Here is a 19,408-nt window from a genome sequence, read left to right as displayed (position 1 = left end):
TGCGACCAGCTGAGCGAGATGTCCGAATCTTCCGCCCCCGGTGGCCCCGACTGAAGGGCTCGCTACCTGGGTAGAGGCCGGTGATGGCGGCCGACTCCGGGCGCATCGACGGCTACGCGGCGCTGCGGGACTACGCCGTGGTGGGCGACGGGCGTACTGCCGCGCTGATCGCTCCGGACGGCGCGGTGGACTGGCTGAGCTGGCCCGACCTGGACTCGCCGAGCGTCTTCGGGGCGATCTTGGACGCCGAGCACGGCGGGAGTTTCCAGCTGCGGCCGGAAACGTCGTTCAGCGTCAGCCGGAACTATCGACCTGGCACCAACGTGCTGGATACCACCTTCACCACCGCGTCGGGCACCGTCGTCGTCACCGACGCGCTCACCCTGCAGGACGACCATCCGCTGGGGCCGGCCCGCGAGCTGATCCGGCAGATCACCTGCGTCGCGGGCACGGTGCCGATCGAGTGGACGGTCGAACCACGTTTCAGCTACGCGTCGGCTGCTCCACGCGTACACGCTCGGGCGAATGCCTTGATCGCGAGCCATCACGGGCAGGCACTCGCCGTCTCGGCCTGGGGCGCGGGAACGCCGCGCCACACGGACGGGACCATCCACGGCCGCGCGGAACTGACGCCAGGACCAGGCGCGATGATCGCACTGAGCTACGCGGACCTGGAGCCGCTCGTGCTGCCCACTCGCGGTGAATGCGAAGACCGGCTGGTACGCACGGAGCAGGTGTGGCGCGAGTGGGCCGGGCAGCGCCCCTACGACGGCCCGTGGCGCGACGCGGTCCTGCGCAGCGCGCTGGCGTTGAAGCTGCTCGTCTTCGCGCCCTCGGCCGCCGTCGCCGCAGCCGCCACCTGTTCGCTGCCCGAACTGATCGGCGGGGAACGCAACTGGGACTACCGCTTCTCCTGGATCCGCGACTCCGTGTTCACCCTGAACGCCTTCCTCCAGCTCGACTGCCCCGACGAGGCGATCGCCTACTTCTGGTGGCTCATGCACGCCTCGCAGCTGACTCATCCACGGCTGCGCGTGCTGTACCGGCTGGACGGCGGCCCGCACGCCGGCGAGCGGACGCTGCCGTTGGCCGGCTACCGCCGATCCCGCCCGGTACGCGTCGGCAACGCCGCCGCCGGGCAGCTGCAACTGGACACCTACGGGGAACTGCTGCAAACCGCGCGCCGGTACGCCACCCGCATCGGCCGGCTCGACGCGGACATCGGCCGGCGGCTGGCGCAGATCGCCGACCTGGTCTGCCAGGTCTGGCGGCAGCCCGACGCGGGCATCTGGGAGGTTCGCAGCGCACCGCAGCACTTCACGCAGTCCAAGATGATGTGCTGGGTCGCGCTGGACGCCGCCGTCGAACTCGCGCTGGCGGGCCTGATCCCGAACCGCCGCCTGGAAACCTGGCTGGCCGAACGGGCGGCGGTGGCGCAGTTCATCGACAGCGAGTGCTTCGACCCGCGCCGCGGCAGCTACGTCCGATCGGCGGGGAGCACCGACCTGGACGCCGGGGTGCTGCTCGGGCTGCTCAACGGATTCCGGCCCGCCGAACCGAGCCGCCTCACCAGCACCGTGCACGCCGTTCAGCGGGACCTACGGCACGGCCCCTACGTCTACCGATACCTGTCCGAGGACGGCGTACGCGGTGGCGAGGGCGCCTTCCTCGCCTGTTCGTTCTGGCTCGCCGAGGCGCTGGCCCGGTTCGGGCGGCCCGACGAGGCGGTGCCGCTGATGGACGAACTGGTCGGACTGGCCAACGACGTCGGCCTCTACAGCGAGGAGATCGATCCCGGCACGGGCGCGTTCCTCGGCAACCTGCCGCAAGGCCTGTCCCATCTGGCGCTGATCAGCGCGGCCGGCGCGATCACCGACGCGATGCACGGAGACGCGGGATGAACGTCTGGGCGGCGCTGGCCGGTGGGTTCGTCGGCACGGTGCTGCTGACGACCGCGATGCGGATGGCCAACGAACTCAAACTCACCCGGACCGACCTGCCGTTCCTCCTCGGCACGATCTTCACCGACGACCGATCGCTGGCGAAGGCGATCGGCTACCTGATCCACTTCGTCAACGGTCTGGTCTTCGCGCTCCTCTACGTCGCGGTGTTCGCCGCCATCGGGTACGCCAGCTGGTGGCTGGGCGCGCTCTTCGGTCTCCTGCACGGACTGTTCGCCGCGACCGCGATCGTGACCGTGCTGCTGCCGCTGGTCCACCCCCGCATGGGTACGCCGTACACCAGCGCGCCCAAGGCAGCGCAGTTGGAGACACCTGGATTCCTCATGCTCAACTACGGGCTGAGCACACCGGTCGTGATGCTGATCGCGCACGTCGCGTACGGGGCGATCATCGGAGTGTTCGTTCAGCTCGCGGAATGACGGTCGCCTCGACCTCGGCCAGCACGGCCTCGATCCGGGCCGCCGGCAGGTGGTCGGCGAAATGCGTCAGCACCGGCTCGACCTCGAGCCCGAGATCCACGTGGCCGAGAAGATAGTTACGCAGCTTGTCGTCGACCGTCAGCGGATACGGCACGCCCCGCGGGCGATTGAACCGGTGCATCCACCGCAGCCACGGCATACACAAGCAACGGCCGCCCCTGCGGCGTACCTTCTCGTGCAGGTAGCCCTCCTCGCCGCCGAACCCGCGAAACCCCGGATGAAACCCCGGCCAGGCCTCCGCGCGGCAGCTGAACGCGCCCAACCCCTGCATCGCGATCTCGAACGGCTCGCCGTCCGGCTCCCGGCCACGCGGGTCGGTCGCCCACACGCCCCACATCTGCTCACGCCACACCGGCTCGAAATGCGTCGACACCTGCGTGCCGTCGTCGTACACCAGCGGGCCCTGCAGCAGGTCACGGCAGTCCGGCCGGTCCCGGTAGAACCGCTTGAGCCGCGCGATCACGCCCGGCTCGAACAACACATGCGAATCACAACACAGGACCGCCGCGCCACTCGCTCTCTCGAAGACCAAATTCTTCGCGTACGCCGTCCCCGCGACCTGGTCAGCGAGAACATAAGTCCCACCGACCCAGTCGGCCACGAACTCCCGGGTGTGCGCACAGCCGAAGTTGTCGACGACGAGCAACTCGGCGTCGTCGAGGTCGTGATAGAGCCGCAGCGCCTGAAGCGTGAAGTAGACGCCGTCGAAGTCGTCGAACACCGCCATCCCGATGGTCAGCGCGGGCGTCTTCCGGATGAGCGCCGGGGCCTGCCGGATGGGTTGCTCCTCGACTTGTCGAGAGGCGTCTCGTTCGCCGTGCACGGCAGTTTCGCTGGGCGGCGCGGCTTCTCCGTCTGCGGTCGGCGCGATGCTGGGCCCGACTCTCGGCGCGATGCTGGGCTGGACTCTGGGCTCAGCTCTGGGCCACCATGCGATGCCGACCACGACCATGCCCGCCACGATGGCGAACTGCTGGGCCGGGGTGATCCCGGCCAGCCACGGAAGGATGCTCGGACCCGCGTTCGACCGCCCCTCCCAGAGCACGATCCCCGCCGGCACCGCCAGGGTGAGGCTCCGAGCCAGGAGCGAAACCGTTGCCGGAGAAGGCTTTCCGCTCACCATCCGAGCGACCGCCAGCCCGGCCAGGACGAGCAGCACACCGGCTGCGACCGCCGCCGAGGCCCAAGCCGACGCGGTGACGGTCAGACCGACGGCCGCCCCGATCGCGCCGAGCGTGGCGACCGCGATCGTCGCGTTCACCGCCCGACCCGGTACGCCCCAAGCGGAGGCCGCCCGCCGGGCGCTGATCGGGTCGGCTAGCGCCGCGAACCCGGCGACGGCGAACGGAATCGCCAGGATCAGCCGGGCGACCGACAAGACGGCATCCATCGAGCGACCCGCGATCAGTCTCGCCGGCCCAACCGGCGAATCATCCGGCGATGCTGCGCCTGCGTACGCAGTTCGGCGACCCGATTCGCCAGGTGGACGGCAGCGAGCAGGATGCCGAACAACCCGGCGAGGATCAGCGCCCCACCGGCGCAGTTGAAGTCACCGAACACCGCGAAGACCGCGGCGATCACTGGTGTGCCCGCAGCCAGCCGTGCGATCCAGTCGGCGAGCGTACGCACGACCGACCCGTCCCACCACAGGATCACCCACAGCGGCGTAACGGCGAGCGCGGCGACCGCGAGAGTCAGACCCGCGACGACCAGACCGACTCGGAAGTAGCCGCTGCACGCCCAGATGAACAGGTTGAGGGCGGCCGCAGCAGTCAGCACCAATGCCAGCAGCAGCGCGGTCACGCCGAGCAGGCCGAGATCCCGCCGAGGCGGCGGAGTCGTGGTCGTCGTCGTAGTCGGCATTGCCGTCGTAGTCGTCGTCGTTGTCGTCGTTGTCGTCGTTGTCGTCGGCGCCGGCGTTGTAGTCGTCGTCGTCGGGGCCGGCGTGGTGGTCGTGGTCGTTGTGGGCTTCGGTGTCGTCGTAGTCGTTGTCGTGGTGGTCGGCTTCGGCGTCGTAGTCGTCGTCGTGGTCGTGGTGGTCGGCGCAGGCGTGGTCGTGGTCGTCGTTGTCGGCGCAGGCGTCGTCGTCGTCGTGGTGGTCGGCGCAGGCGTCGTCGTGGTCGTCGTTGTCGTGGTGGTCGTCGGCACCGGAGTCGTCGTCGTAGTGGTCGTCGGCTTCGACGTGGTCGTAGTGGTGGTAGTCGTCGGCTTCGGCGTGGTCGTAGTGGTGGTAGTCGTCGGCTTCGGCGTGGTCGTAGTGGTGGTGGTCGTCGGCGCGGGCGTCGTGGTGGTCGTCGTAGTGCTCGGCGGCACCTCGTCGCCGACGAACTCCAGCGCGAGGAAGCCGCTCTCCGGCGTATCGCCGAGCCGCACGTTGCTGACCTCGTTGGCCCAATAGCCGTTGGCGGGAACCGCCTCGTGCCCCGATTTCGCGTAGACGAGGATCTGCCACACGCCCTTGGCGGGCTCGGCGTCCACACTCCACGAACCTTGCAGCCCGTCGAACGGCGCGTCCGGGTCGCCCCAGGCCGGCATGGGCTCCAGCGGCGTGAACTCCAATCCGGTCGGGGCCTGGAGACGCTCGCCCGACGGGGAGATCAGGAGGTAGTCGAAGTCCTCGCGCGTCGTCCCGACCAGCAGTACGCCGACCCGGCCCACCTGGAAGTCGATCGCCCCGGGGTCGTAGCCGATGTCCCAGCGCCACTCGTCGGGCGGGGCCGCGGCGTCCTCGCCGTAGCCGACGCCGGAGCCGTCCGGCACGTCGACCAGGTTCTGCTTCACCAGCTCGCACCAATATCGGGCGACCGGCGGCGGCAGGCCTTCGTCCGGCAAGTGCCCCGGCGTTGGGGAGACCAGGAACCCGGCGGGAACCGGGCCGTGATGAGCGTAGATCCTGACTGTCGTCATGCCCGGACCTCCGGAGCGTTCGAAACGTCAGGCGTCAATGTAATGCGCCCTCCGGCCGTCGGTCGAGATCGGACAGATGCCAACCTGCGCTACGGCTGTATGCCCAGCGCAGCGCAGGCGCCGGCGACGGCCGCCGCCCGGAGTTCGGCCTCGGGCACGTCCGGGAACTGGACCGTGCAGTCCTGGATCCCGCCGAAGGCGATCACCGCTCGGGCCGCCTGGTCCAGGGTCGGGTCGGGGCCGTGCAGCAGCTTTCCGAGGCGTTGCCGCCACTCCAGTACGCGGTCGATCAGGCCGAGGTGCGCGAACGTGGTCAGTTCGCTGAGCATGAGCATGAACTCGGCGCGATGCCGATAGTGGAAGTCGAAGTACGCCTCCAGCAGCGCCCGAGGGTCGACCTCGGCCAGCGCCTCCTGACTCGCGAGGAAGGCCTCCTCCTCGTCGAGGGTCGGCTGGACGATGCTGCGGACCAGTTCTTCCCGCGAGGCGTAGTGGTAGTACAGCGCCGGCTTGGTGATGCCCAACTGGTCGGCGATCTCCTGCATGCTGGTCCGCTGCACACCCCGCTGGGCGAACAGGTCGCGGGCCACGTCCTGGATCCGCTGCTTGGTGCTGGTGGTGGGCCGAGGCATGCGATCAGCTTAGCTGACTTACCAGTAGGTAAGTGATCGGGATACACTTACCTTCCGTTAAGTAAGGAGGCTTGCCATGCGGATTCTGATCTCCGGCGCGAGCGTCGCCGGTCCCGTACTGGCGTACTGGCTCACTCGGCACGGGTTCTCCGTCACTGTGGTCGAGCGCGCACCGGCCCTGCGTAAGACGGGCGGCCACGCGGTCGACCTGTTCCGGCCGGCGATGGACATCTCGGCGAAGATGGGCGTACTGCCCCGCATCACCGAGCGGGCGACCGGCACGAGCCGGATGACCCTGCACCCGCAAGGCGGACGGACGGTCACCGTCGACCTCGCGAAGATCTTCAGCGCCGCCTCGGACGGCCACGTCGAGATCATGCGGGACGACCTGAGCGAGATCTACTACGACGTCACGCGCGACGACGTGGAATACGTCTTCGGCGACTCGATCACCGCCGTCTCCCCCGACGGCGAGGTGTCCTTCGAACGGGCTCCGTCTCGCCGGTTCGACCTCGTCGTCGGCGCGGACGGGCTCCACTCCAACGTCCGCCGCCTGGTCTTCGGCGAGGAGTCGCGGTTCAGCGCCTTCGCCGGGGCGTACTTCGGCGTACTCAGTTTGCCCAACGTCGCCCACCTGGACGGCGAGCTGGTCATCCACGTCGGTGTCGGGCGTACCGCCGGCATGTACGGCGCCCGGCACCTCGGCGAGGCCCGAGCGTTGTTCCTGTTCCGCAGCGAGGCGGAACTCGCCGTCCACCATCATGACGTCGAGCGCCAGAAGAAGCTGGTACGCGACGCCTTCGCCGGCTTCCACGCCGACGTCGACGGCTGGCTCGGCGAGCTGGACGGCACCCCGGGGTTCTACTTCGACTCGATCAGCCAGCTGCGGATGGACACCTGGTCGCGGGGGCGGGTGACGCTCGTCGGCGACGCCGGCTACTGCCCCGGGCCCGCCGTCGGCGGCAGCACCAGCCTGGCCGTCGTCGGCGCGTACGTGCTCGCCGGGGAGTTGGCGCGGGCGGGCGGCGACCACGAGCTGGCCTTCCCCGCGTACGAGCGGGCGATGGCCGAGCCGGTGCGGGGCAGTCGGGCGGCGGCGCTGAGCGCGGCCAAGACGCTGATCCCGACCTCCCGTCTCGGCGTACGCGGGCTGGTCCAGGGTGCCCGGCTCGTGTCGGCGTTGCCCGCCGGACTCGGCCGTACCGTGCTGCGCCTGACGACCAAGAGCGCCCGCGTCCACAACTCGATGGTCATCGAGGACTACGCGGTGCCGGAGAGGGTTCAGTCGCCGACGAAGACCAGCAGCCGGTGATGCGGCCGACGACGTGACCAAGACCGGCGGCAACGCCAGGGAAACAGGCCGGCGTATGTGATCAACGCCGGCCGGGCGGACCGGATCCGGCGCATCACGGGGCCGATCTCGTTAGGAGCACTTCCTTGGCACGACACAACAGGCGCGCGTTCCTGCGGCGCGCTGGACTGGTCGCCGTACCGGCTGTCGTCGGCGGCGGCCTGACCATGCCCGGCGCGGCCAACGCCACCGCCGGCGCAGTCCCGGCGGCGTTGCGGCCGGGCGGGACGTTCGACCAGTACCTCAGCGGGCTCGCGGCGAACGATCAGTTCTCCGGCACCGTTCTGGTGGCCCACGACGGTCGTCCGGTGTTCTCGCGCTCGTTCGGGTACGCCGACAGGAGCAGAGGCGTCAGCAACCGTGCCGACACCGTCTTCTGCCTCGCGTCCGTGACGAAGCTGTTCACCGCGATCGCCGTCGCACAACTCGCGCAGCAGGGCTCGCTGACCCTGGTCGACCCGATCGGCAAGCACCTGACCGGGTTCGCCGCCGACGTCGCCGACACCGTCACCATTCATCACCTGCTCACCCACACCTCCGGCCTGGGCGACTTCACCCGGGACGCGGGCTACCTCGACGAGTCGGTCACCTGGACCACTCCGCAGCAGATGATGGACAACACCCTGCGCTACGTCCGCTCCGAGGCGCTCGCCTTCGCGCCCGGTGCGGGCAACCAGTACAGCAACTCGGGCTACCAGGTGCTCGGCAGCGTCATCCAGCAGGTCTCCGGCCAGTCCTACTACGACTACGTGCGTACGCACGTCTTCGAGCCTGCGGGCATGAAGGACTCGGGCTTCATCACCCTGCCGCAATGGCGCAGCGGAGCCCGGTACGCGCACCCGTATCCGGCCGATCCGTCCGGGCAGCACAACGACGCCCTCGCCGACGACGTGTTCGCCTACATCGGCAACCCGGCCGGCAACGCGCTCGCCAGTGCGCCGGACATGGTGCGCTTCGTCCGGGCGCTCACCGACGGCACCCTGCTCAACGCCGCGTACCGGGAGGTGTTCCTCACGCCCAAGCTGCCCCGGACGCCGCTCGCGGCCGAGCCGGAAGAGGGCAGGCCGGCGGTCACCCCGTTCGCCAGCTACGCGCCGGACAACTTCCTCATCAACGACCAGTGGGTCCTCGGGCACCTCGGCGGGGCTCCGGGAGTGAGCACCGGCGTCAGCTGGACCCCGACGACCGGCTGGACGGCGGTCGCGCTCAGCAACTACGACCCGTCGCCGGACGCCAACGTGAGCCAGGAGCTGCGCCGGATCCTGGCGGGCTGAGCGCCCGGGAAGAGCAGTGGCCGCCGTCGCGGATCCAGATTGGATAATCGGCCGCGCGGCGGCCACCAGGGCCGTGAACGGGCCGTGAACGTGTAACGATCACACTATAACAAATGTAAATCAATAACTTTTTCACTGTTGCGGTACTGGCCACGCCGCCTTGAAACTTCCTCCAAACGGTCTAGTAGGGGGCTCGGAGCCCCTCTCGCCGAGGCCAGCGAGGCGACTTCCATGCCAAGTGCCGCAACGGTTCAGACCACCTGCACCACCCGGGTCCGCCCGCCTCGCCGCGCCACGGTTCAGCTTCACCGACCGAGGAAGGAAGGTAGGAATGAGGATCACCAAGGTCACCCGTGCCTTGGGTGCCACGTCCGCCCTGTTGCTGGCGGCGGCCTTGTACGGACAAGGGGCACCCGCGCAGGCCGAGCAACTGGCCGCCGCCGAGAACTTCACCATCGTGATGCTGCCCGACACCCAGTTCGCCTCCGAGTACTGGCCGGAGGTGTACCGGGCGCAGATGCAGTGGGTGGACGATCACCAGGTTGCCAACAACATCAAGTACGTCCTGCACGTCGGCGACGTCGTGGACAACCACGACCAGCCGACCCAGTGGGCCAACAGCAAGAGCGCGATGGGTCTGCCCACCGACGACGTCCCCTACATCATCGGTCCGGGCAACCACGACCTGGACTCGACTACCACGCGGGCGGCGACGATCTACAACAGCCACTATCCCCGCTCGAAGTTCACCAGCCTGCCGTCGTTCGGCGGAACCTATCCCGCCGCGCAGAACGACAACGCCTACCACACGTTCACCGCCGGTGGCGTGGACTGGCTCGTGCTGGCGATGAAGTACGCGCCCAGCGACGCCGAGATCACCTGGGCGAACTCCGTCGTCGCGGCGTACCCGAACCACAACGCGATCCTGGTCACCCACGCCTACCAGAACGGGACGACCAAGGACAGCAACGGCACCAAGCTCTGGACCAACCTGGTCAGCAAGCACAAGAACTTCCGGTTCACCTTCTCCGGCCACTACGTCAACGCCGGAGTGATCCCCCAAGCCGGGGTGAACGGGAACACCGTGTACCAGATCCAGGCGGACTACCAGGACCCGTCCACCCGTGACCCCAACAGCTTCATGCGGGTCATGACGTTCAACCCGACCGCCAACACGCTGGACGTCAAGACGTACTCGCCGTATCTGAACACCTACAAGACCGATGCGGCCAACCAGTTCGTCCTCAGCAACATCAACCCCGTTCCGCAGGCGTGGAGCACCATCGTCGACAACACGACGGCGGACCGGTTCACGGCGAGCACGAACTGGGGCACGTCCACCTACTCGGCTCAGCGGTACGGCACCGACTACCGCTTCGCCGACCCCGTCTCGGCCAGCGACCCGGCCTGGTACAAGGTGAACATCCCAGCGACGGGCACCTATCAGGTGGCGGTCTGGTACTCGGCCAACGCCGGCTACAACAACTCGACCCCCTACATCGTCGTGACGCCGAGCGGGAACCAAGTCGTCAACGTCAACCAACAGGCCAACGGCGGCAAATGGGTGTCACTCGGCAACTTCACGCTGTCGGCCGGTGACGAGAACAAGGTGGGTGTCAGCCGCTGGACGGCCGGCACCGGATACATCATCGCCGACGCCGTGAAGGTCACCCGCATCAGCTGAACCACCGCACAGTTCCTGGTCTGAACCCCCTGGAGAACCTCGAAGGTGCGGTGCTCCGCCGCACCTTCACCAACCCCGTTCATCGCGCGCGCCGACAACCGCCACGGAGGGTGTCCCGTGATCCCGACGATTCTGCTCAGCGCAGCCCTCGCCGCCCACCCGCTGACCCCGTTCTCGATCGACCACCTCGTGAAGGTGACGATCCATCCCGATCGCGTCGACGTCGTCGCCGCCCTGGACATCGGCGAGGTGGCGGCGAAGCAGATCACCCCCGACTGCACCGCCTTCGCCGCCAAGTTCGACACCCGCGTCGACGGCGTACCCGTGAAGTGGACCGTGCAGTCGCAGGAGCTGAAACGGATCGGCGCGTCCGGCATCCCGAGCAGCCTGCTCACCTGCAGGCTGTCGGCACCGGCCACGGTCGGCGCGGCGACGGACGTCGCCGTGGTGAACGGCTATCTGGCCGACCGCACCGGCGCCAGCCAGATCCTGCTGGCCGGCGAAGGTGTTGCGCTGCCCGCGCAGCTGCCGCCCTACGAGCGCTCGGCGCAGGTGAAAACCTTGGCCGTAGCCGCAACGGCCACCTCAGACGCCTCGACGCAAGCCGAGGCTCCTCCGGCTGCCCCGAAGGACAAGAGCTGGCTGCAACGCGGTGAGGCATGGCTGGAAGGCGTCCTCGGCGACCCCGCGCCGCACGTTCTGCTGCTCGCCGTGCTCATGGCTGCCCTGCTGGGCGCCGCGCACGCGGCCCTGCCCGGCCATGGCAAGACCGTGATGGCTCTCTATCTGGCGGGACGCCAGGGACGCCGCCGCGACGCGCTCGTCGTCGGCGGCATCGTCACCCTCACCCACACCGCGGGAGTGCTGATCCTCGGCGTGGCCACCACGACCTTCGCCGGACTTGCCGCGGAATCGGTCCTCCAATGGCTCGGCGTGGGCAGCGGCGTGCTGATCACCGTCGTCGGGCTGGGCATCCTGATCAACGCCCTGCGCCACCGGCGCGACCATCATCACCGCCGGGCGCACCACCACCATCACCACGATCACCCGGGCAGCCGCCGCAATCTCACGGTCCTCGGCGTCGCCGGCGGGCTCGTCCCGAGCCCCACCGCCCTCGTGGTCCTGCTCGGCGCGGCGGCGCTCGGCCGCCTCTGGTTCGGCATCGTCCTCATCATCGTGTACGGCCTGGGCATGGCGGGCACGCTGACCGCCGCCGGCCTGCTCCTCTTGCGGGTACGCGACCGGTGGGCGTGGCTCGGCCGGTTGACCGTCCCGGCGGAGGCGACCGGCTCGGTGATCATCGTGCTGGGCTTCGGCCTGGCCGCCCGAGCCATGCTCGCACTGTGATCCGGCCCGTTCTGATCTGGACAGGAGTTCCCATGTCACGCACGATCGGACGCCTGCTCGGCGTCGCCCTCGCCGGTGTCACCCTGGCCGGAGCGGTGGCGTGCACCCACGACAGACCTTCCGCCGCTGTCCCCCTGGGCACCTCGGTCACCCCGGCGACCTCCGTCGAACCCTCCGCCGTCGCGAGCCCGGTCGCGTCCGCGACGTCCACTGTGATCGTGTCAGCGACCAATTCGGCTGGGCGGACGCTCGTACCGGCCTGCGCGGCCGCATTGACGGCTCGCCAGAACGCCGCCGACGCGCTGTCGCCGGTGTCGGCCGTGCTGGTGCAGAGCGGCCTTTTCCACGAGGATCTCGCCAAGGCCACCCGGGACCTGATGGCGGCGATCACCACCCTGCACGCCGCGCTCGGGGCCGCCGCCGAACTCGCCGCCGACCCGAAGCTCAAGGCGAAGATCACCGCGTACCAGCTGTCGGTGGAGCAGGCGATCGTCGCCGGCGAAAGCTCCGACAGCGAGCAGGCGAAGCTCAAAGCGGTGATCGCGTCACCGGCGATGCGCGACGCCGGCAACGCAGTCGTCGCCGCCTGCGCCTAGCCGTGCGGTCCTACCTGACCTGTGGATTCAATTCGGGCTCATGTTTCCTGCAAGCCGACGCCGATACCTTTCGAGCCGCAGCAACCGACCTCGAAAGGACAGATCAGTGAGGAAACGATCAGCGGCGCTGGCCACGATCGCCTGCGCGCTCACCGCAGCGGTCACGTTCGGAGCCGGCAGTCCGGCGTACGCGTCGATCGACGCCACCGTCGTCGTGCAGCGCGTCGGCAGCACCGGCAACGCCGGGTCGATGACCCACGAGGACGTCGGCGACATCTTCGCCGTCTGGGATCGCGTCGCGGACGGTCACGGCGTACGCGGCTCGCTCATCGACGGCAGTGGCACGACGCTGAAGTCGATCTACAACGGCAACGGAAACGGCACCAACGTCAAGTTCGCCTACGACATCAAGCCGGGCAACACGTACTACATGAAGGTCTGCCTGGTCGACGGCGCGTCCGACACGACGCCCATCAAGTGCGCCATGGGCTACGTGTACGAGTAATCACCTCGCCTGGCCTGGACCCGAGCGATCCCGGCCAGGCTTCGGTCAGTGGCAGGACACCTCCGGTCAGTGACAGGACACCTGCGGTCAGTGGCAGGACACGGAGAACTGGGCGACCGCGATGTGCAGCAGGTACGGCGGCGTCTTCCAGTCGACGCCCCGGTTGAGCGATCGGATCACGACCCGGCCGCCACTGACCGGGACCGTGCCGACCGCCACCCATCGGCCGCGGTTGGCCCACTGCTGGATGGTGAACGTCGACTTCACCGCGCCGCCCTCGGAATCGCGTACCTCGTAGAACGCGGGACTGCCCGCGATCCCGGCGCGGCCGGCATCCGTGTCGTCCGCAGTCGGCACGTACGCCGACAGGTCGCACGTCTTGGTCGCCGACCCGACGACGAAGTACCACTCGGCGTAGAAGGACGGGTCGTCCTTCGCCGCGTCACCCGACATCGGCATGGCGTCGTAGCCACCGCCGCACTTGCTCAGGCCACCAGTGCCGACGGAGTACCAGCCCGTGTACTTGTCGTCATGGGTGAACCGGCCGACCTGCCGGAATCCGGCGGTCGCCGACGACGGGCAGGTGTATCCGGCGTATCCCGTGAAGGTGACCGGTCGCGCCGCCGACGATGCGTTGGGCGTACGGCTCACGCCAGCGGTCGGCGTCGCGGACGCGGTCCGGCTCGGCGACCGCGAGACGCCGGGCGTCGGCACCGGACTCGGCGAATTCTCCAGCGTCGCCAGTGCGGATGCGGATGCCACCGGAGACACTGCGGGCTGCGCGTCGGCAGAGGTGTCGTCGTGGGAGAGACCGAACACCACGCCGAGCGTCATGGCGAGCATCCCCAGCACCGCGACCACGAACCAGCCCGTCGGTCCACGGAGCCCGCCGAGCAGCCGCCGGAGGCGGATCGGTTCCTCGTCGTCCACGCTCATCGCCGAGCGCCCCCTCGTCCTCCACGCCGAAGCAACAGCGCGATCATCGTCGAGGTTCGAGGCGCACGCGATGGGCTGAATGTAGGATGTGGACAGTGGCTGCGCGCCGGACCGGATGGCCCGGCACGCAGCCGATGTGCTCAGCCGAACGGCCCTACCGCAGGGTGCGGAGATCGATGGCCTCGGCCATGACCCGGTATCCGGCGTCCGACGGGTGCAGATGGTCGCCGGAGTCGTAGGCCGGGTTGATCTGCTGCGGGTCGGCCGGATCGCGGACCACCGCGTCGAAGTCGACCACGGCGTCGAAGTCGGTGCTCGTGCGGATGAACGCGTTCACCTCTTGCCGTACGCCGTCCCGCGCCTCGGTGTAGGAACGCCATCCCTTGATCGGCGTGATGGTTCCGACGACGACCTTCAGCCCTTGGGCGTGTGCCTGGGCGGCGAACTGCTTCAGGGCGAGCTTCAAGGTCTCCGGGTTCGGGTTGGCCAGGTTGAGGATGTCGTTGACGCCTTCGAGCACGATGACCGTCCGCGCCCCGGTCGTGGTCAGCATGTCCCGCGACAGCCGGGCGTACGCGTTCGGCCCGCCGATCCCGGTTCCGGTGCTGCTGTCGAGGATCCGGTTGCCGCTGAGGCCGCTGTTGACCACGCCGAGCTTGGTCGGCCCCGGCTCAGCGGCCAGCCGGTCCGCCAGGATGTCGGGCCAGCGCTGGTTCAGGCTGACAGTAGACCGGTCGCCGTCGGTGATCGAGTCGCCGAAGGTCACCACGGTGCCGTGCAGGAGGTTGGACTGGACGTCCACGCCCGTCACGTAGTACCAGGCGGTGGTCGGCTTGCTGAACGCCGCGCCCTGCTCGTCCGCCGCGTGGTCGCCGTCGGTCGCGATGAACGACGTCTGGTACGCCCGCGGATGCTCGGTGACCGCGCCGGACTCCACCGGCGTGTACACGGTCACCAGCAGATCCCCGTCCGCCGGAACGCTCAGGGAGATCGGGTCGCTGAGGACTTCGCCACCGATCGGGATCGTCACCGACGGCGAGCCGCCGAAGGTAACCTCCCGCATCGTGCCCGCGACCGCGTCCGGCCCGTCCGACCGGGACGCCACCGCCACCGTGACCCGGCCCATCAGGACCGGCGCCGTGCCGAGCGCGTTGGACAGGCGTACGCGAGCCGCGTCGCCGCCGACGCTGGTGTGCACCACGTTGCGGATCGACTGGTTCGGCAGGCCCAGGTCGGCGCCCGGCGTCGTCCGCGCCATGGCGGTCTGCCAGGTGCTCGCCCAGCGACCGGCCGGGTGTCCGGTGAGCTTGCCGAGGTCGACGACCGCGGCCATCGCCTGGTAACCGGCGTCCTTGGGGTGCAGGTGGTCGCCGGAGTCGAAGTCCGCCCGCAACTGGGTGGGCACCGCCGGGTCACGCAGCGCCGCGTCGAAGTCGGCCACCGCGTCGAAGGCACCGCTGGTCCGGATGAAGTCGTTGACCGCCTGGCGTACCCCTTCAAGCTCCTCGGTGTAGTTGCTCGACCCGCCGAAAGGCGTGAGGGTGCCCCCGGTGATCCGCAGCCCCTTGGCCTTGGACTGGGCCGCGATCTGGCGCAGGGCCGCGATGATCTCGGACGGCTCGTGATGCTGGGGCTGGCCGCCGATGTCGTTGATGCCGAGCATGACGATGACCGAGCGCACGCCGGGCGCGGTTAGGACGTCCCGGTCGAGCCGGGAGATCGCGTTGGGGTTCCAGGTGTTGGACACCAACCGGTTCGAGCTGATGCCGGCGTTGAGCACGCCGAGCCTGGTCGCGCCGGGCTCGGCGATCAGCCGGTCGGCCAGGTAGTCCGGCCAGCGGTGGTTCGCGTTCCGGGTGGAGGCGTTGCCGTCGGTGATCGAGTCGCCGAACGCGACCACGGCGCCCTCGGCCTGGCCGAGGACGTCCACCCCGCTGACATAGGGCCAGAAGGTGATCGCACTCGTGAACGCCGCACCGGCCTCCTCGGCGGCGTGGTTGCCGGCCACCGACAGGTACGAGGTCTGATTGGCCACCTGGTGATAGGTGACCGGCCCGGACGGCGCGGCCGTGTACACGCTGACCAGGAGGTTTCCATCTTCCGGCACAGCGAACGGGAGCGGGTCGCTGAGCACCTCGCCGCCGGCGGGGATGCTCACCGCGGACGCGCCGCCGAAGGTGAGCGATCGCATCGTGCCCGCGACCGCGCCGGGTGTGGTGGGCGCTTCGGCGACGGCCACCGTCACGGCGTCCATGCGTACCGCCACGCTGCTCAGGACGTTGGTCAGCGAGACGCGTACGCCGGAACCCCCGACGCTGGTGTGCACCACGTTGCGGATGGTCCGGTCGGCGTACCCGGTGGGCAGATTGGGCACGGTGCCCGTCGCCGCCGCCGACCAGGTCCCGACCCAGTCGTCGGGCGGTGGCGCCGATTCGGCCGCGGTGACGGGACTCGTCGGGCTGAGAACCAGGGCCAGCACGGTACTGGCGGTTAACAGCATCTTCTGGACATAGGACATAGTATCTCCTCCCCAGGTTGGGGACGAGTGTGCCTCTCGATGTCAGCGACGTCAACAGGTGCTCACAATCCTGTCCACATGAGACTTTCCGTGCCGTTCGGTCCCCCGAATGGGGCTTGACCAGACACAACACGGCATCGGCACGGATCGGCTATCGACAACAGCCGAGAGGCAGAGATCAGCGTCATCGATGCCCTGAGCAGGGTCTTGTGGTACTTCGGACATGGGACGTAGGATGTCCGAACATTTCGTCCATGTTTCCTGAGCCCGCGCTCGACCCGCTCCGCGTTCAGCGCCGGCAAGTGGAGGTATCGCGCTTCATGACGAGACAACACCACCGACTACATCGCAAACTGCTCTCCGTCGCCGTGGTCGCCACGATGGCGGCGGCCACCTTGCTCACCGGCGGGACGGCGTACGCCGCCGAGCCGTATCACGAGGAAGGGGCGGTCTACACAGCGAAGGCGGACGGCTACTTCTGTTACCGCATCCCCGCGATCGTCAAGGCCGCCAACGGTGACCTGCTCGCCTTCGCCGAAGGCCGGGTCAACAACTGCGACGACCGCGGCAACATCGACCTGGTACTCAAGCGCTCCCACGACGGCGGCAAGACCTGGGGCCCGCTCCAGGTCGTGTCCAAGGGCAACGGCGACACGCACGGCAACCCGATGCCGATCGTCGACGAGCGCACCGGCCGGGTCGTGCTGTTCACCACGCACAACCCCGGCACCGGCAGCGGCGGCCGGGTTCCGTTCCTCCAGATCAGCGACGACAGCGGAGCGACCTGGAGCGCGCCGCGGCAGATGTCCGAGCTGTTGCAGGCGGACTGGACCGCCTGGTACGCCACCGGCCCGGTGCACGCCATCCAGCTCAAGCGCGGCCCGCACGCCGGACGCCTCGTGATGAGCGCCAACCACGAGTCGGTCGGACCCGACGGGCGCAGCGTCGCCGGAATCCACCTCGGCTACAGCGACGACGGCGGCGACACCTGGCACCTCGGCGCCAGCGCCGGCGGCGTGTCCGACGACATCTTCGTCAACGAGTCCACCCTGGTGGAGCTGACCGACGGGCGGATCTACGTCAACGTGCGCGAGTCCGGCACGTCGGAGGGCACCCGGGCGTACGCCATCTCCAGCGACGGCGGCGCCAGCTATGACGCTCCGTTCCAGATGGTTCCCGCGTTGACGATGCCGGTCGTGCAGGGCTCGCTGCTGCGCCTGACCGCCACCGACGAAGGCGACGCGCAGAACCGCATCCTGTTCTCCGGCCCGGCCAACCCCGGCAAGCGGGAGGCGCTGACCATCCGCTCCTCGTTCGACGAGGCGAAGACCTGGGAGACCTGGCAGGAGGGCAAGGTCATCAGCTGGGGTCCCGGTGGTTACTCCGACCTGGTCAAGATCTCCGACGATCCGGCTCTGGGACCGGTGGCCGGCGTGCTCTACGAAAGCGGCGTGGCCGCACTCTACGAGGTCATCCAGTTCGTCCGGTTCAACGAGGCGTACCTGGACACCCCGAACGGCACCCCGCCGAGCCTGCCGCCAGCACCGGCGCCCGGCCCGACGACGCCGGACGCGTCGCCCCGCTACGACAACACCGCGTACGTCCGCGGCAACCCCACCCTCGGCGAAGGCCGGTACGGCACCGGCCTCGCGGCCGACGGCGTCGACGACTACGTGGAGATGCCGTTCAACCAGACCCTCGACCTCGACGACGACCAGTTCACGATCATGACGTGGTTCCGCTACACCGAGACCTCCGGCAGCATCGTGATCTGGTGGTGCTACCAGGTCGGTACGGGAGCCGCCCAGATCTGGCTGCGCGCCGAACCGGCGAGCAACCGCATCCGGGGCGTCGTGGGCACCGGCCAGGGCGACGCGAACATCACCATCCCCGGCGCGTACAACGACGGGAAATGGCACCACGTCGCCATGCAGCGCACGGCGACCCGCGTCACCGTGAACATCGACGGCGCGACCGTCGTCGACCTCGCCGCGCCCCGCGGCTCGGTGACCACCGGCAAGGAGTTCGGCATCAACAGCGTGTTCCTGGGTCGCCGCGTCGACGGCCTGAACAACACGTTCAAGGGTGACCTGGACGAGTTCCGGATCTACGGCCGTGCGCTGACCGCCGAGGAGCTGACCGAGATCCGTACGCACAACGTGCCGATCGCCGGGCAGCTCAAGCTGCGCCTTCCGTTCGACACCATCAACCCGCAGAGCTAGCAAACCGAGCTAGCTGAACCTGGGTGCCCCGCCGATCGCCGGCGGGGCGCCCGACCCCATCGCGAACTAGGGTGAATACCATGTTCGAGACAGGATTGGTCAATCTCTATACCCGCGACATCGAGGCAGGTATTCGCTTCTACCGCGATCTGCTCGGCCTGACGGAGACGTTCCGTACGCCCGTCGAGGGCGTTCCCGAGCACGTCGAACTGCGTGCCGGCGGATTCACCATCGGCCTCGGCACGGTGGCGGCGGCCAAGCGGGTCCATGGGATGGATGCCGAACCCGGCCGCCCCGCGATGGTTCTGGTGCTCTGGGCCGACGACGTCGACAAGGAATTCGAGCGGCTCGCCGCCGCCGGCGTTCCCGTTGTGCAGCCGCCGCACGACACCGGCAACGACAACCGGAACGCCCTGATCCAGGACCCTGACGGCAACCTTGTCGAGATCGTCTCCAAGGTCGGGTGAGCGTCCTACATTCGGCCCAGCCGGGTCGACGAAACGGTTAACGGACGATGTCCTCCGGGTTGACGATCGATGATCTTGCGGGCAGGATGCCACACAAGATCGATCGAACGTCCAGATTGGAGCGACGCGTTGCAGCGATTCCTCAGGGGCGGCATCCTCGCCGCGGCCACCGCGCTCGCGACGGCGGTGTTGATGCCCGGCACCGCTCAAGCCGCGGGGACCCCGGACACCACCATCTACATCACGAACAGCTTCACCAACGTCGCGTCGATGAGCTTCCACGACGACGGTGACAAGTTCACGGTGTGCGACCTGTACGCCGACGGCCACGGCGTACGCGGCTCCCTCTACTACGCCGGCGACCGGGTGGCGACGCTCTACAACGGCTCGGGTACGGGCGCCTGCAAGAGCTTCACCTATGACGTCAAGGCAGCCGCCGGCGGCTACGACATGTGGGTGTGCCTTGTGGACGGTTCCGGTGACACGACCGGAAGCGGCTGTGAGTACAAGCAGATCTCGGAATAAGGGG

At 68.8% G+C, this 19,408-nt stretch carries 16 protein-coding genes; 11 read left to right on the top strand and 5 right to left on the bottom strand.

Annotation, left to right across the window (positions count from 1 at the left end; all coding sequences use genetic code 11):
- The first annotated feature begins 83 nt into the window (after window positions 1–83).
- Window positions 84–1,901 (top strand): glycoside hydrolase family 15 protein, encoded by a 1,818-nt coding sequence (locus tag AB0M47_RS03785; RefSeq protein ID WP_363407855.1) that lies wholly within the window; start codon window positions 84–86, stop codon window positions 1,899–1,901.
- Window positions 1,898–2,380, top strand: a complete 483-nt coding sequence (locus AB0M47_RS03780; protein WP_363407852.1) for a DUF6789 family protein — start codon at window positions 1,898–1,900, stop codon at window positions 2,378–2,380. Before AB0M47_RS03785 ends, AB0M47_RS03780 begins: the two co-directional genes overlap by 4 nt.
- Here the strand turns inward: AB0M47_RS03780 and AB0M47_RS03775 are convergent.
- The 3 genes from AB0M47_RS03775 to AB0M47_RS03765 all read right to left on the bottom strand — a co-directional run bounded on the left by AB0M47_RS03775 (window position 2,349) and on the right by AB0M47_RS03765 (window position 5,979).
- Window positions 2,349–3,830, bottom strand: a complete 1,482-nt coding sequence (locus AB0M47_RS03775; RefSeq protein WP_363407849.1) for a glycosyltransferase family A protein — start codon at window positions 3,828–3,830, stop codon at window positions 2,349–2,351. The two genes, AB0M47_RS03780 and AB0M47_RS03775, sit on opposite strands and share 32 nt — an antisense overlap.
- A gap of 14 nt (window positions 3,831–3,844) precedes the next feature.
- Window positions 3,845–5,347, bottom strand: coding sequence for a hypothetical protein (locus tag AB0M47_RS03770; RefSeq protein WP_363407846.1), 1,503 nt, complete (start codon window positions 5,345–5,347; stop codon window positions 3,845–3,847).
- 89 nt (window positions 5,348–5,436) lie between these two features.
- Window positions 5,437–5,979, bottom strand: coding sequence for a TetR/AcrR family transcriptional regulator (locus AB0M47_RS03765; RefSeq protein WP_363407843.1), 543 nt, complete (start codon window positions 5,977–5,979; stop codon window positions 5,437–5,439).
- A gap of 76 nt (window positions 5,980–6,055) precedes the next feature.
- On the opposite strand from AB0M47_RS03765, the gene AB0M47_RS03760 reads away from it, so the two are divergent.
- The 6 genes from AB0M47_RS03760 to AB0M47_RS03735 all read left to right on the top strand — a co-directional run bounded on the left by AB0M47_RS03760 (window position 6,056) and on the right by AB0M47_RS03735 (window position 12,736).
- Window positions 6,056–7,291 carry an FAD-dependent monooxygenase gene (locus AB0M47_RS03760; RefSeq protein ID WP_363407840.1) on the top strand — a complete coding sequence of 412 codons (1,236 nt, stop codon included), beginning with the start codon at window positions 6,056–6,058 and terminating at the stop codon, window positions 7,289–7,291.
- A gap of 125 nt (window positions 7,292–7,416) precedes the next feature.
- Entirely contained in the window at window positions 7,417–8,604 is a 1,188-nt protein-coding gene (locus AB0M47_RS03755) for a serine hydrolase domain-containing protein (RefSeq protein ID WP_363407837.1), read from the top strand.
- 331 nt (window positions 8,605–8,935) lie between these two features.
- The gene (locus AB0M47_RS03750; protein WP_363407834.1) at window positions 8,936–10,288 is read left to right on the top strand and encodes a metallophosphoesterase; all 1,353 of its coding nucleotides are present in this window, start codon (window positions 8,936–8,938) and stop codon (window positions 10,286–10,288) included.
- A 117-nt stretch (window positions 10,289–10,405) separates the two neighbouring features.
- The gene (locus AB0M47_RS03745) at window positions 10,406–11,635 is read left to right on the top strand and encodes a sulfite exporter TauE/SafE family protein (protein ID WP_363407831.1); all 1,230 of its coding nucleotides are present in this window, start codon (window positions 10,406–10,408) and stop codon (window positions 11,633–11,635) included.
- Window positions 11,636–11,667: 32 nt separating this feature from the next.
- Complete coding sequence (locus AB0M47_RS03740; protein ID WP_363407828.1) at window positions 11,668–12,231, top strand: hypothetical protein; 564 nt, start codon at window positions 11,668–11,670, stop codon at window positions 12,229–12,231.
- A gap of 106 nt (window positions 12,232–12,337) precedes the next feature.
- On the top strand, window positions 12,338–12,736 hold the full coding sequence (locus AB0M47_RS03735; protein WP_363407826.1) for a hypothetical protein: 399 nt from the start codon (window positions 12,338–12,340) through the stop codon (window positions 12,734–12,736).
- Window positions 12,737–12,823: 87 nt separating this feature from the next.
- Here the strand turns inward: AB0M47_RS03735 and AB0M47_RS03730 are convergent, their stop codons facing one another.
- Together AB0M47_RS03730 and AB0M47_RS03725 are read right to left on the bottom strand one after the other, a co-directional pair.
- Entirely contained in the window at window positions 12,824–13,672 is an 849-nt protein-coding gene (locus AB0M47_RS03730) for a hypothetical protein (RefSeq protein ID WP_363407824.1), read from the bottom strand.
- Between the two features lie 154 nt (window positions 13,673–13,826).
- Window positions 13,827–16,190, bottom strand: a complete 2,364-nt coding sequence (locus AB0M47_RS03725; RefSeq protein ID WP_363407821.1) for an SGNH/GDSL hydrolase family protein — start codon at window positions 16,188–16,190, stop codon at window positions 13,827–13,829.
- Between the two features lie 320 nt (window positions 16,191–16,510).
- On the opposite strand from AB0M47_RS03725, the gene AB0M47_RS03720 reads away from it, so the two are divergent.
- The 3 genes from AB0M47_RS03720 to AB0M47_RS03710 all read left to right on the top strand — a co-directional run bounded on the left by AB0M47_RS03720 (window position 16,511) and on the right by AB0M47_RS03710 (window position 19,404).
- Window positions 16,511–18,412, top strand: coding sequence for a sialidase family protein (locus tag AB0M47_RS03720; protein ID WP_363407818.1), 1,902 nt, complete (start codon window positions 16,511–16,513; stop codon window positions 18,410–18,412).
- 80 nt (window positions 18,413–18,492) lie between these two features.
- A complete protein-coding gene (locus AB0M47_RS03715) occupies window positions 18,493–18,879 on the top strand; it encodes a VOC family protein (RefSeq protein WP_363407815.1) in 387 nt (128 codons plus the stop codon).
- 129 nt (window positions 18,880–19,008) lie between these two features.
- Window positions 19,009–19,404 carry a hypothetical protein gene (locus AB0M47_RS03710; RefSeq protein ID WP_363407812.1) on the top strand — a complete coding sequence of 132 codons (396 nt, stop codon included), beginning with the start codon at window positions 19,009–19,011 and terminating at the stop codon, window positions 19,402–19,404.
- Window positions 19,405–19,408 lie beyond the last annotated feature (4 nt).

The organism is Hamadaea sp. NPDC051192, assembly GCF_040682475.1.
GTDB classification, from domain to species: Bacteria; Actinomycetota; Actinomycetes; order Mycobacteriales; family Micromonosporaceae; genus Hamadaea; species Hamadaea flava.
Note: the sequence above shows the minus strand (reverse complement) of the source record. Positions and strands in the feature narration are given on the sequence as shown.

Coding starts and splice junctions, on each gene's coding strand:
- AB0M47_RS03770 (WP_363407846.1), bottom strand. CDS start 5,347: ATGACGACAGTCAGGATCTACGCTCATCACGGCCCGGTTCCCGCCGGG.
- AB0M47_RS03725 (WP_363407821.1), bottom strand. CDS start 16,190: ATGTCCTATGTCCAGAAGATGCTGTTAACCGCCAGTACCGTGCTGGCC.
- AB0M47_RS03750 (WP_363407834.1), top strand. CDS start 8,936: ATGAGGATCACCAAGGTCACCCGTGCCTTGGGTGCCACGTCCGCCCTG.
- AB0M47_RS03720 (WP_363407818.1), top strand. CDS start 16,511: ATGACGAGACAACACCACCGACTACATCGCAAACTGCTCTCCGTCGCC.
- AB0M47_RS03785 (WP_363407855.1), top strand. CDS start 84: ATGGCGGCCGACTCCGGGCGCATCGACGGCTACGCGGCGCTGCGGGAC.
- AB0M47_RS03765 (WP_363407843.1), bottom strand. CDS start 5,979: ATGCCTCGGCCCACCACCAGCACCAAGCAGCGGATCCAGGACGTGGCC.
- AB0M47_RS03740 (WP_363407828.1), top strand. CDS start 11,668: ATGTCACGCACGATCGGACGCCTGCTCGGCGTCGCCCTCGCCGGTGTC.
- AB0M47_RS03775 (WP_363407849.1), bottom strand. CDS start 3,830: ATGGATGCCGTCTTGTCGGTCGCCCGGCTGATCCTGGCGATTCCGTTC.
- AB0M47_RS03780 (WP_363407852.1), top strand. CDS start 1,898: ATGAACGTCTGGGCGGCGCTGGCCGGTGGGTTCGTCGGCACGGTGCTG.
- AB0M47_RS03715 (WP_363407815.1), top strand. CDS start 18,493: ATGTTCGAGACAGGATTGGTCAATCTCTATACCCGCGACATCGAGGCA.
- AB0M47_RS03760 (WP_363407840.1), top strand. CDS start 6,056: ATGCGGATTCTGATCTCCGGCGCGAGCGTCGCCGGTCCCGTACTGGCG.
- AB0M47_RS03730 (WP_363407824.1), bottom strand. CDS start 13,672: ATGAGCGTGGACGACGAGGAACCGATCCGCCTCCGGCGGCTGCTCGGC.